Below are 12,845 nucleotides of genomic sequence, written 5' to 3' on the forward strand. Positions count from 1 at the left end.
CGGCTCTGAGATATCACCCCATGAGTCACTGGATTCCGGCTTTTGCCGGAATGACGGTGAGGTGGGTGGTAACGGTGAGGGTTATCAGGCGGCCGCCGGTGCGTCCGGCTGAACCTCGGGCGCCGCACGCTGGAACGCTTCCAGCGACTGGCAGGCCTCGTGGATACGCTGGATGGTCGGGTAGTCGTCCAACGGAATTTTCCAGCGCACCGCGTTGTAGACCTGTGGCACCAGGCAGGCATCCGCCATCGTCGGCGCATCGCCGTGGCAGAACCGCCCCGTGGCCACGTTGCCGGCGAGCATGGCTTCCATGCCGTGCAGGCCCAGGCTGATCCAGTGGCGTGACCAGACGCCCTTGGCCGCATCGTCGGCACCGAACTGCGTCACCAGATGCTGGAGCACGCGCAGGTTGCCCAGCGGATGCAGATCGCAGGCGATGACCTGCGACAACGCGCGCACACGCGCCCGGCCCACGGGGTCGCCGGGCAGCAAGGGCTGCTGGGGCCGCGTTTCGTCCAGGTATTCCATGATGGCCATGGACTGGGTGAACACCCGGCCGTCGTCGACCAGCGCGGGCACCAGTTCCTGGGGGTTCAGCGCCTGGAAATCCGGCAGATGCTGCTCGCCGCCCTGGTTGACCAGGTGAACCGCCCTGGACTCATAGGCCAGCCCTTTAAGGTTCAGCGCAATGCGCACGCGGTAGGCGGCGCTGGAGCGCCAATAGCCGTACAACACCAGGTCTTGCCCCATACCGCTGTCCTCTTGGCGACACATCGGGCCCGTAGGATACCTGTCATGCGGTTTGCATCACCGCGACACGGGCAGGACAATAGGCGGTTCGCGCCTCCGGGCGTCCGTTATCCATGAATTCGACCAGGGAGTTGCGCCGTGTCCGTTACCCGCATGAGCGATCTTGATCTGCGCGGCAAGCGCGTGTTGATCCGCGAAGACCTGAACGTGCCGATCGAGAACGGTCACATCACGTCCACCCAGCGCCTCGACGCGTCCCTGCCGACCATCAAGGCCGCCCGCGACGCCGGCGCCAAGGTGATGGTGCTTTCGCACCTGGGTCGCCCGAAGGAAGGCCAGTTCGACGCCGAATCCTCGCTGGCGCCGGTCGCCAAGTGGCTGGGCGACAAGCTGGGCACGCCGGTGCGCCTGGTCGCCGACTATCTCGACGGTGTCGACGTGGCCGACGGCGAAGTGGTGGTGCTGGAAAACTGCCGCATGAACGTCGGCGAAGGCAAGGACGACGAAGCACTCTCGAAGAAGTATGCCGCCCTGTGCGACATCTTCGTCATGGACGCCTTCGGCACCGCGCACCGCGCGCAGGCCTCCACGCACGGCGTGATCAAGTTCGCCCCCGTTGCTGCCGCTGGCCCGCTGCTGTCGGCCGAGCTGGACGCGCTGGGCAAGGCGCTGGAGCACCCTGCCCGTCCGCTGCTGGCCATCGTCGCCGGCTCCAAGGTGTCGACCAAGCTCACCCTGCTGGAAAACCTGATCGGCAAGGTCGATCAGCTGATCGTCGGTGGCGGCATCGCCAACACCTTCATTGCCGCCATGGGTCACTCGGTCGGCAATTCGCTGTACGAACCCGATCTCATCCCGGCCGCCAAGAAGGTTATCGCCGACGCCAAGCGCCGCAATGCGGACGTGCCGGTGCCGGTGGACGTGGTGGTAGCGCCGGAGTTCTCCGCGCATGCGCCCGCCACGGCGAAGCCGGTGGACGAAGTGAAGGACGGCGAACTCATCCTGGATATCGGTCCCGAGACCGCCAAGCGCTACGCCGAGATGATCGCCAAGGCCGGTACCGTCGTATGGAACGGCCCGGTAGGCGTGTTCGAATTCGACGCCTTCGGCCATGGCACCGAGACGCTGGCCCGCGCCGTGGCTTCCTCGCCGGCGTTCTCCATCGCCGGCGGTGGCGACACCCTCGCAGCGGTCGAAAAGTACGGCATCGAGAAGGACGTCTCGTATATCTCCACGGGTGGCGGCGCGTTCCTTGAATTCCTGGAAGGCAAGGAACTGCCGGCCGTGGCTGCACTCAAGGCGCGCGCAGGTAAGTAATGCTCTGTCTGTTTGATCTTGATGGCACGCTGATCGATTCGGAGATCGGCATCCTGGGTTGCGTCCGCCATGCGCTGACGCAGCTGGGCGTGGAACACCCGGCCGAGATGCGTCACTGGATTGGTCCACCGCTGCGGCACAGTTTTGCGCCGCTGCTGGATCACGACCACGATCGCATCGAGCAGGCCGTGGAGTTCTACCACGAGCGTTTCCACGTCACGGGCTGGAAAGAACACACGGTCTATCCCGGCATTGAAGCAATGATCGAACGTCTGCAGGACGCCGGCCATACGCTTGCCGTGGTTACCAGCAAGCCGGAACGCCACGCGCGCCCCATCGTGGAGCACCTGCCCTTCGGCGCGGCGTTCAGCCGTCTATACGGTCCCGATCCGTCGAGCCCGCATAGCGAAAAGGCCACGATGATCGCTGCCGCATTGAGCGACTTCGGCGCCGATCCGGCACAGACGGTGATGATCGGCGATCGTCATTTCGATATCGATGGCGCCGTGGCCAACCACGTGCAGGGCATTGGCGTGCTGTGGGGTTTTGGTACACGCGCGGAGCTGGAGAAGGCCGGAGCGCATGTATTGGCGCGTGACCCCGAGCATTTGGCCGAACTGCTGACTGCCTGACACGAACGGCTTTTGTGGGAGCGCACCCTGTGCGCGACAGCAACCTGTCGATCCACTGCTCCGCCGGGCAGTCGCGCACAGGGTGCGCTCCCACAGTGAATGCTCTCTGGCGTCACACCTCGGCAATCAACGCCGAGAGATCCGTCACACCCACATCCACACCGGCCTGCGTCAGCAACGTGCTCGCCTGGCCGCGATGGTGTGTCTGGTGATTGAAGAAATGCATCACCAGGAAGAAGAACGGTTTGCGAAACGCCTGCCCGCGCGTGTTGGCATAAGCTAGCGCGTGATCCAGGTCGACCTCCGTCATCGCGGCAGCCCAGTCGACAATCATCGTGTCCAGAACGCGCCGATGCGAACTCAGCGAGGCAAGGTCGCCAAACGGCTGCGCCGTCAGGTCACGCTGGATGGGCATGCCACGCATGGGTTCCAGCGCGCTGTAGTTCGCCGGATGCGTGGCGAAGCGCTGCAGCCAGATGGTGTCCGCCACGGCAATATGCGTGAGCGTGGCATGGATGGAACCGAAGAAGGCACCGCGATCGGCCACGACAGCTTCCGCCGGCAAACTCGCCGCCGCGGCATAGACTTTCTCGTTCATCCAGGCGTTGTAGGCAGCCATCTGTCGAACATGGTCGGCACGAGTCGGGGCAAGTGTCATGGCAAGGTATCCGCGACTAGAGAAGCGTGAAGCATAACGCGAGGCAATCGGCGCGCTTGCAGGTTGCAGGTTGCAGGTTGCGGTTTGCGGTTTGCGGTTGCCGGTTGCCGGTTGCCGGTTGCCGGTTGCCGGTTGCCGGTTGCCGGTTGCCGGTCTAGGTTGCGACAAGCCAACCAGCATGTCCTCGACATCCCTGCCCCTCAACGTCATTCCCGCGAAGGCGGGAATCCAGCGACTTTGCCCTTGTTAGCACAGGGTTGAGAACCACTCGATGACCGACCCTTCAGCCGTTGAAGAGCGCCCTCCGCCTTCGCGGGAATGACGGTGAAGGCAGAGCCCCCGTTTGGCTGAAGCGCTAAGGCTCGGCATGACCCAAAGAAAAAGCCGCGGCACGCCGCGGCTTTTTCATGACAGCAAAACCGCGACGGTTTAGCCGATCACACGCTTCACCGTATCCACCACGTGGCTGACGGTGAAACCGAAGTACTCGAACAGCTTCGGTGCCGGCGCCGACGCACCGAAGGTCGTCATGCCGACCACGTCGCCATCAAGGCCGACGTACTTGCGCCAGAAGTCGCTCGTGGCCGCTTCCACCGCCACGCGCGCGCGACACCAGCCCGGCAGGATCGCTTCGCGGTATTCCAGCGGCTGGGCATCGAACACTTCCGTGCATGGCATGGACACCACGCGCACCGGCACATTCTGCTGTGCCAGCGTGCGAGCCGCTTCCATCGCCAGCTCCACTTCGGAACCGGTGGCGATCAGGATGGCCTTGAACTTGGTGTCCTGCGGATCGGACAGCACGTAGGCACCACGCGAGATGTCAGCCACCTGCTGCGGAGTACGCTGCTGGTGCTTGAGGTTCTGGCGCGAGAACACCAGGCACGATGGATTGCCCTTGCGCTCGATGGCGAACTTCCAGGACACCGCCGTTTCCACGGCATCGCACGGACGCCACAGCTGGTTGTTGGGGATGTAGCGCAGCGAAGCCATGTGCTCCACCGGCTGATGGGTCGGGCCATCTTCGCCCAGGCCGATCGAATCGTGGGTGTACACGTGGATGGCGTGCGCCGGAATCAGCGCGCTCATGCGCACCGCGTTGCGTGCGTAGTCGGAGAACACCAGGAACGTGGCGTCGTAGGGAATGAAGCCACCGTGCAGCGACAGGCCGTTGGCGATCGCGGTCATGCCGAACTCGCGCACGCCGTAATAGACGTAGTTGCCCTTCGGGTCGTTGCCGTTGCCGGCGTCGACGCTGCCCTTCCACTTGGTGAGGTTGGAGCCTGCAAGGTCAGCCGAGCCACCGATCAGTTCCGGCAACAGCGGACCGAAGGCATCCAGCGTCATCTGCGACGACTTGCGGGTAGCCACTTCCGGGCCTTCCTTCTGCATCTTGTCGACGTAGGCCTGCGACTTCTCGGCCCAGTCGGACGGCAGCTCGCCGGACACGCGACGATTGAATTCGGCCGCCAGTTCCGGGAACGCCGCAGTGTACTTGGCGACCGCGTCGTGCCACTTCTGTTCGCGCTCGGCGCCCGCCTTCTTGTGATCCCAGCCGGCGTAGATCTCGGCCGGGATCTCGAACGGGGCGTAGCGCCAATCGAGCTCGTCGCGAGCACCGGCTACTTCGTCCTTGCCCAGCGCAGCGCCGTGGCTTTCTTCCTTGCCCTGCTTGTGCGGCGCGCCGAAGCCGATGATGGTGCGCGCGCAAATCAGCGTGGGCTTCTCGGACTGGCTGACCGCTGCGGCGATGGCCTTCTTGATGGCCTCGGCGTCATGGCCGTCCACGCTGCGGATCACGTTCCAGCCGTAGGCCTCGAAACGCTCCGCCGTGTTGTCGGTGAACCAGCCGTGCACTTCGCCGTCGATGGAAATGCCGTTGTCGTCATAGATGGCGACCAGCTTGCCGAGCTTCCACGTGCCGGCCAGCGAAGCCACTTCGTGCGAGATGCCTTCCATCATGCAGCCATCACCCAGGAACACATAGGTGTGGTGATTGATGATGTCGTGACCCGGACGGTTGAAGTGCGCAGCAAGCACCTTCTCCGCCAGTGCGAAGCCCACGGCATTGGCCAAGCCCTGGCCCAGCGGGCCCGTGGTGGTTTCCACGCCTGGGGTTTCGCTGGCTTCCGGATGGCCGGCGGTCTTGGAGTGCAGCTGGCGGAACTGCTTGAGCTGCTCCATCGGCAGGTCGTAACCGGTCAGGTGCAGCAGCGCGTACTGCAGCATGGAACCGTGGCCGTTGGAGAGCACGAAACGGTCGCGGTTGAACCACTTCGGGTTGGTCGGGTTGTGCTGCAGGAAGTCGTTCCACAGCACTTCGGCGATATCCGCCATGCCCATGGGCATGCCCGGGTGGCCGGAATTGGCCTTTTCGACAGCGTCCATGGCAAGGGCGCGCACGGCGTTGGCGAGTTCGCGACGAGTGGTCATCTAGGGGTCTCCGGGGAAGGCGGCCATAAAGATGAATATTGTCGCCGATCCGGCTCCGCCCTGTCCCCTTTCACGGGACCCTTCCGAATTGTTAAGAAAATTAACTCAACCTTAATAATGAACTAACCGGTATTGAAACTCTTTGGCCCGACGCCCATCTAAGTAACAGCACCGTCGGCACGAGGTGCCCAGCCGTGCAACGACCGAACCCCCGGCGACGCGGACTGGCCAATAAGACCAATGAGGAGTACCCCATGAAGAACACCATTCTTGCTCTCGCCCTGGCTACTGCTGGCTTCGCGGCCGTTCCGGCGGCTTTCGCCCAGGATGCCGGTCAGAACGCCCAGCAGGGCTGGTACGTCGGCGCCAATGCCGGCTACGCCAACGTCCAGAAGGGTCCTTATGACGACGGCAATTTCGCCGGCGGCGTGAAGGGTGGTTACCGCTTCGCGATCAACCCTGAGACCTCCCTGGGTGCCGAAGTCGGTTATGTCTACCTGGGCCGTGCCGATGCGCGTGGCCAGTACACCCAGAATTACGCCAACTACAACGGCGACAACGGCAAGTCCAAGCTGCAGGGCGCAACCGCCGGCTTGAACCTGCGCTACAACTTCAGCCCCAGCTGGTACGGCGAAGTCCGCGGCGGTGCTTTCTTCGCCAAGGGCTCGGGCCTGACCAACGACAAGGTCAACCCGCAGAACGTCAACTTCAACAGCACCCGTTACTACGCCGGCCTCGGCGCGGGCTACAACATCAACAAGAACATCAGTGTTGGCCTGAACTGGGATTACTACGACGGCAGCCAGAGCGACAAGAACATCCACCTGCCGACTAACCTGTACTCGGTTAGCGCAGAGTATCGTTTCTGAGGCTGGTAAGTCGGCCGCTTCGCGGCCTGCCAGTCGCTCGCTGCGCTTCGCTGTAAAGCGTCAGTAGTAAAGAGCAGAAAGCAGAAAGGGCGCCTCACGGCGCCCTTTCTTTTTTACCCTTTACGCTTTGCAGCGAAGCGACTTGCAGGCTGCGCAAGCAGCCGACTCACCACTTACTTGGCATTCCACTGACCCAGCGCGGCAAGACCGTTGTCCTTCGCGCGAGCGTGGACGGTCTTCTGCGCGTCGGCGTAGTTGGCCTTCATGTCCTTCGCCCACAGCTTCAGCGCGGCCTGCTGCATGGCACGGCCATAAGAGAACGACAGCGGCCACGGGTGCGGACCCATGCGGTTCATGGCATTGAGGTGCGCGGTGGACTGTTCGTCGGTCTGGCCACCCGAGAGGAACACGATGCCCGGCAGCGTGGCCGGCACGGTGGTCTTGAGCACGCGCACCGTGGCGTCAGCCACTTCTTCCACTTCGGCCTGTTCATCCGAATCCTTGCCCGGAATGACCATGCTGACCTTCAGGATGGTGCCTTCCAGCATCACGTTCTGCTCGTAAAGCGCGTTGAACAGGCTGCGCAGCACGGCCTCGTGCACTTCGTAGCTCACTTCGATGCTGTGGTCGCCATCCATGATCACTTCCGGCTCGACCATCGGCACGATGCCCGCTTCCTGGCACAGCGCGGCGTAACGGGCCAGCGCGTGGCAGTTCGCTTCGATGGCGGTGGATGACGGGTTGTCTTCCGAAATATTGATCACCGCGCGCCACTTGGCGAACTGGGCGCCCAGCTTCACGTATTCCTGCAGGCGCTCGCGCAGGCCGTCGAGGCCTTCGGTGACCACGTCACCCGGGAAGCCGGCCAGCGGCACCGGGCCCTTGTCGACCTTGATGCCGGGGATGATGCCGTTCTTCTTCATGAGCGTGGTGAAAGGCACGCCGTCCTTGGTCGACTGACGGATGGTTTCGTCATAAAGAATCGCGCCGGAGATGTGCTCGCCGAGGCCCGGCGTGGTGAGCAGCAGTTCGCGGTAGGCGCGACGATTCTCTTCGGTGTTGTCGATGCCAACGGCCTCGAAACGCTTCTTGATGGTGTTGGTCGACTCGTCGATGGCGATGATGCCCTTGCCGGGCGCAACCATCGCGAGGGCAACGCTTTCGAGATCTTCGATGCTCATGACAACTCCGAATACTTAGGCGGTGTGGGCCGCACAAGGTGATGCCGCCCCGGTGAGGGCGGAGGATGAAAGGCCGCGATTATAGGCCAAGCCGCCGTCCAGGGTCCGGAGGGCCCCTGAACGGCGCTGGCGGGGGCCCTGGCAGGCTCAGGCCTGGTCGTAGCCCGGCAGCTTGCAGGCGCTGATGATGGACTGGCGCTGGGCCGCATCGGCCGGCAGGTTGAACGGCACGATGAAGTAGGTGTTCACCGGCTCGTGCGAGCTGTTCTTCAGGGAGGGGCCATAGCGGAAATTGCTTGCCACGCTCTTGGCCACGGCATCCAGGTCACTCTGCGGGACGACCTTGCGCACGGTGACGTTCTGCGGAACGCCATCGGAGCCGATCATGTAGCTCACGGCCACGCAGCCAGGCTTGTCCATGTTGCGGCCGGAGTTGGGAACATCGGCGTCGACCTTGGTGTTGAGCATGAGCCAGTACGACTGGATCTGCTCCGGGCTCACCATGCGCGCCTGCGATTGCGCCAGCAGTGGCGTTGCCCCTGCCATGGCCAATGCCAGCACCAGCGTCTGGTTCAGGCGACGTGACTTCGTGTTCATGGGAACCTCCTGCTCTCGGGTCGGGGACGGTGCGGCGATTCTAGCGATACCGCGCGACCGGCGACGACCGCGTGAAGCAGGAAAGCCGAGTGGCGATGCCCTGCAACGGAGCGCCATCGCCCGCCGATCCGGCCCACACCGGATCGACGGACGAGGCAACTCAACGCGACTTGCTCAGAGGTCCCGCAGGCACTCCACCACGCCCTCGGCGCCCACCGAGAGCAGCTTGAGGGTGTTGGTGCCGCCGCCCTGGCCGATGTGATCGCCGTGCGTCAGCACGACGCGATCGCCTTCGGCCAACTTGCCGGCGATGAAGAGCTGGCGCACGGCGTCGCGCGCGGAACCGGCGGTGGTCTGCGACATATGGGTGAACTTCACCGCGGTCACGTCGCGGAAGATCGACATGCGGCGGCGTGCGTCATCGAACGGCGACAGCGCGTAGATCGGCACCGCACTGCGGTAACGCGACAGCCACTGCGCGGTAGCACCCGATTCGGTCAAGGCCACGATGGCGCGCACGCCAAGCTGGCTGGCCAGCACCATGGCAGCGAGTGCAATGGCCTGGTCGGTGCGATCCAGCAGGTGACCCTGCGTGGCCGGATCTTCCTTGGGCTCGAACTGGCGTTCGGCGCCAAGGCAGATGCGACGCAGTGCGGCGACCGCCTTGTCCGGATGCGCGCCCGCGGCGGATTCTTCGGAAAGCATGACGGCATCGGTGCCGTCGATCACGGCGTTGGCCACGTCCATCACTTCCGCGCGGGTCGGGATGGGCGAGCGCACCATGGACTGCAGCATCTGCGTGGCGGTGATGACGGCGCGATTGCGCTGCACCGACTCGCGGATGATCTTCTTCTGCAGGCCCGGCAACTCGGCATCGCCGATTTCCACGCCCAGATCGCCGCGCGCCACCATCACCACGTCGGAGGCGTCGATGATTTCGCCCAGCACGGGAATGGCGTCGGCACGCTCGATCTTGGCGACCAGCGACGCCTTGCCGCCGGCCTCTTCGAGCAGGCGACGCGCTTCATGCATATCGGCGCCCGAGCGCACGAACGACACGGCGAGGAAGTCGCAGCCGATTTCCGCAGCAAGCTTGATGTCCGCCTTGTCCTTGTCCGACAGCGCCGACACGGAAAGACCACCGCCCTGGCGATTGAGGCCCTTGCGGTCGGAGAGCTTGCCGGCGATCAGCACGGTGCAGCGAATCTCCTGGCCGACGACGTCGTCTACCGTCAAGGCGACGAGGCCGTCGTCGAGCAACAGCACGTCGCCCGGCGACACGTCCTTGGGCAGGTCGTAATAGCTGACGCCCACGCGGGTGTTGTCGCCCAGCGGCGCGCCCGGCGTGCAATCGAGCACGAACTTGTCGCCCACCTTCAATTCGATGGGGCCATTGGCGAAGCGTTCGACGCGGATCTTCGGGCCTTGAAGGTCGGCGAGCACGCCGACTTCGCGACCGAGCTTGGCCGCGGCATCGCGCACGGCGACAGCGCGGGCACGATGGTCGTCCGGCTGACCGTGGGAGAGGTTCAGACGAACCACGTCCACGCCTTCGGCGATGATTTTTTCGAGCATGCCAGGCGCGTCGGTGGCGGGACCGAGGGTGGCAACGATTTTTGTGCGGCGCAGCGGATTTTCAGTAGTCATACATCGAGACTAGCAAAACCTGCGGCCGGGTCCAGAGGGTTTCCGCAGGCTTTTTCGGCTGCCCTTTCCGCCCCAAAGTGGACTGCATGTGGCATGCGGACTAGAGGCATGCACTGGTATTACGAGTTGACAGTGAATATGGGGTCAACGCAAAACACTGGTCTGCTCTTCGGACGTGCGGACGTCCAAACACTGGTGTCATGAGAAGCCATCTTCCAATCCACTCGATGGACTTGCTCCGCGAACGGACACAGCTCACGAATCGACCGGCACCAGCCACGAAGCGAGCGTCGCCAACCAATTTTGCATTGCAGCAATCATGCGCAATAAGTCATCAAAATTCGCTCGATTGGCCCCTATGTTTTCCAACGGCAGGCTTGCGCTAGGATCTTGCGACGGATCGGGGGATCCGTCTTCAGGGGAATCAGGGGACATCGCCACGTCACGCCCAACCCGCTCGACCTTGAGGTCGCGCTCGTTGCTGCGTGTGTGCCTGGCGCATGACGACTTGGACGAACACCAATGAAAGCGGATTCGACGAATCCGCGACCACGGAACGGGGAGAAATATTGATGTTTCATCGTGTATGCGCGGCCGCCTTCACTGCGCTCGCCAGTGCTTGCCTGCTGCCCCAGCTTCATGCGGCGCCAGCCGAACCGGGCACTGCCGTCACGCAGGCGGCCCTGCCTCCGATCAGCGACTTTGTTCGGCCCACGGACTTCTCGGACGTCACGCTGTCGCCCGACGGCAAATATCTCGCGGCACTGGTGCCCAAGATCGGCAACCCGCACGAAAACATCCTGGCCGTGCTGGATGGCAAGACGGGCAAGATCCTGCACGCCATTCCGTCCGGGCAGGACGCACTCGTCGCCTACTATTTCTGGGGCGATGACGATCGACTGATCGCCGCACTCGCCATCCGCCAAACGGGCCTGGACACGCCCATGCTCACTGGCGAGTTGTTCGCCATTGATCCCGATGGCTCACGCCAGACGCAGCTGTTCGGCTATCGCGCACGAAAAGGCAGCGCGTCGCTCATTGCCGGCAGCCAGCAACGTTACGCGGTTGCGTGGCCCATCCAGCAGCAATACGTCTCCGACAACCAGATCCTCGTGGCCACGCGTGAATTCTCCAATTTCAGCGGCGGCACCGTGCTGGATATCGAGCGGCTCAACGTCAACAACGGCAAGACGCTGAAGATTGGCCAGGGCCCGGAGCGCAACGCGTGGATGGTGGCCGACCACGCCGGCCAGGTACGGGCTGCCTATGCCGACAACGACTACACCGGTTCACGACTGTGGCTGCGCAAGGACAACGACGCGCCATGGGAGCTGGTCAACGAGCCGCAGAATTCACACGTCGAGCTGACGCCCCTCGGCTTCAACCGTGACAACAGCAAGCTGTACGTGCGCAGCGCCCCCGGCGACGGCCCGAGTGCCATCGAGTTGCTGGACATGCAGACGCACCAGCGCACCGTGCTCTATCGCGGCACGTTTGCCAGCCCGGGTGAGCTGCTGCCAACCGCCGACCGGAAGGATTACTACGCCGTCACCACCGGGGACGGACGCACGGGCCTGCACTACTTCGACGAAGAAAGTAACGAAGCACGCATCAACCGCGCACTGGTCGACAGCTTCCCCGGCCAGTCAGTCTCGATATCGAGCTTCACGCGTGACGGCAAGCTCGCCGTCATCCATGTGCAGAGCGACCTCAACCCGGGCGATTTCTATCTGTTCGATCTCGCCACGCGCAACGCGCAACTTATTGCGCATGCGCGCCCGTGGATCGATCCGCGCCGCATGCGCCCCATGGAGCCGATCAAGGTGACCGCGCGCGATGGCGTGGTGATGCATGGCTTCCTCACCACGCCTGCCGGTGCAAAACCTTATCCGCTGGTGGTACTGCCCCATGGCGGTCCGCATGGCGTCCACGATGAATGGGGATACGACCCCGAAGTGCAGTTGCTGGCCAGTCGCGGTTACGCGGTGCTGCAGATCAACTATCGCGGTTCCGGCGGATACGGCGAGAACTTCCAGCGCATGGGCTACCGCCAGTGGGGCCTGAGCATGCAGGACGATGTGACCGACGCCACACGTTGGGCCATCGACCAGGGCTATGCCGATGCCCATCGCGTTTGTATCTACGGCGCCAGTTACGGTGGCTATGCCGCCCTGGAGGGCGCCGTGCGCGAGCCTGATCTGTATCGCTGCGCCGCGGGCTATGCAGGCGTGTACGACCTGCGCGTGCAAATGGACAAGAGCGATACGCAGGAAAGCGATATGGGCATGGCCTATCTGCACCTGGTGCTGGGCACGGATCGCGATGACCTGCTGCGACGCTCACCGCTCGGAGGCGTCGCGAAGATCAAGGCCGACGTGTTGCTGATCCACGGTGAATCGGACCAGCGCGTGCCCTTCAAGAACTTCCAGGAATTCACGCGGGCACTGGATCAGAACGGCAAGCACTACGAGACCGTCGTGGAAGCCGGCGAGGGCCACGGGTTCTTCGTGCCGGAGCATCGCGAGGAGGCTTATCGCAAGCTGCTGGACTTCCTTGCGCGCAATACGACGCCCGAAAGCCAGGCATCGGCGGACAGTGCCGCGCCGGCAACCACCAAGGCCGCTACGCTGCCCTGACAACCCTTGAAGCGTGGGGGGGGGGGGGGCGGCGCGGCCCCCCCCCCCCACGACCAGTTCGGGTACAAAACATTCGCTGTGCGGCAACTCGACGTTGGCGCCGGCCTTGCGCTGCAGCTCGGCCA

At 63.7% G+C, this 12,845-nt stretch carries 10 protein-coding genes; 4 read left to right on the forward strand and 6 right to left on the reverse strand.

Translation table 11 applies throughout. From position 1 onward, the window contains the following. Positions 1 to 84: 84 nt before the first annotated feature. The gene (gene maiA / locus DK366_RS04180) at positions 85 to 750 is read right to left on the reverse strand and encodes a maleylacetoacetate isomerase (RefSeq protein ID WP_109124242.1); all 666 of its coding nucleotides are present in this window, start codon (positions 748 to 750) and stop codon (positions 85 to 87) included. 138 nt (positions 751 to 888) lie between these two features. Between maiA and DK366_RS04185 the strand changes: the two genes are divergently transcribed. Together DK366_RS04185 and DK366_RS04190 are read left to right on the forward strand one after the other, a co-directional pair. Beyond that, complete coding sequence (locus tag DK366_RS04185; RefSeq protein ID WP_109124243.1) at positions 889 to 2,067, forward strand: phosphoglycerate kinase; 1,179 nt, start codon at positions 889 to 891, stop codon at positions 2,065 to 2,067. Beyond that, complete coding sequence (locus tag DK366_RS04190) at positions 2,067 to 2,699, forward strand: HAD hydrolase-like protein (RefSeq protein WP_109124244.1); 633 nt, start codon at positions 2,067 to 2,069, stop codon at positions 2,697 to 2,699. Before DK366_RS04185 ends, DK366_RS04190 begins: the two co-directional genes overlap by 1 nt. Positions 2,700 to 2,811: 112 nt before the next feature. On the opposite strand, the gene DK366_RS04195 is transcribed toward DK366_RS04190, so the two are convergent. Both DK366_RS04195 and tkt read right to left on the reverse strand, forming a co-directional pair. Continuing rightward, on the reverse strand, positions 2,812 to 3,357 hold the full coding sequence (locus DK366_RS04195; protein WP_198651409.1) for a DinB family protein: 546 nt from the start codon (positions 3,355 to 3,357) through the stop codon (positions 2,812 to 2,814). A 429-nt stretch (positions 3,358 to 3,786) separates the two neighbouring features. Then, complete coding sequence (gene tkt, locus DK366_RS04205) at positions 3,787 to 5,790, reverse strand: transketolase (protein ID WP_109124246.1); 2,004 nt, start codon at positions 5,788 to 5,790, stop codon at positions 3,787 to 3,789. 254 nt (positions 5,791 to 6,044) lie between these two features. Here tkt and DK366_RS04210 point away from each other — a divergent pair, with 254 nt between their 5' ends. Continuing rightward, positions 6,045 to 6,659 (forward strand): outer membrane beta-barrel protein, encoded by a 615-nt coding sequence (locus DK366_RS04210; RefSeq protein ID WP_109124247.1) that lies wholly within the window; start codon positions 6,045 to 6,047, stop codon positions 6,657 to 6,659. 173 nt (positions 6,660 to 6,832) lie between these two features. Here DK366_RS04210 and DK366_RS04215 read toward each other — a convergent pair whose 3' ends face one another. From DK366_RS04215 to pyk, 3 genes are all read right to left on the reverse strand, one after another. Then, positions 6,833 to 7,840 (reverse strand): class I fructose-bisphosphate aldolase, encoded by a 1,008-nt coding sequence (locus tag DK366_RS04215; RefSeq protein ID WP_109124248.1) that lies wholly within the window; start codon positions 7,838 to 7,840, stop codon positions 6,833 to 6,835. Between the two features lie 147 nt (positions 7,841 to 7,987). Then, entirely contained in the window at positions 7,988 to 8,437 is a 450-nt protein-coding gene (locus DK366_RS04220) for an energy transducer TonB (RefSeq protein WP_109124249.1), read from the reverse strand. A 174-nt stretch (positions 8,438 to 8,611) separates the two neighbouring features. Further along, positions 8,612 to 10,084 (reverse strand): pyruvate kinase, encoded by a 1,473-nt coding sequence (pyk, locus tag DK366_RS04225; RefSeq protein WP_109124250.1) that lies wholly within the window; start codon positions 10,082 to 10,084, stop codon positions 8,612 to 8,614. A gap of 572 nt (positions 10,085 to 10,656) precedes the next feature. Between pyk and DK366_RS04230 the strand changes: the two genes are divergently transcribed. Then, positions 10,657 to 12,720: a S9 family peptidase gene (locus DK366_RS04230; RefSeq protein WP_157956441.1), complete on the forward strand. Its 2,064-nt coding sequence runs from the start codon at positions 10,657 to 10,659 to the stop codon at positions 12,718 to 12,720. The last annotated feature ends 125 nt before the right edge of the window (positions 12,721 to 12,845 follow it).

This window comes from Dyella sp. C11 (genome assembly GCF_003121485.1).
Taxonomy (GTDB): Bacteria; Pseudomonadota; Gammaproteobacteria; order Xanthomonadales; family Rhodanobacteraceae; genus Dyella.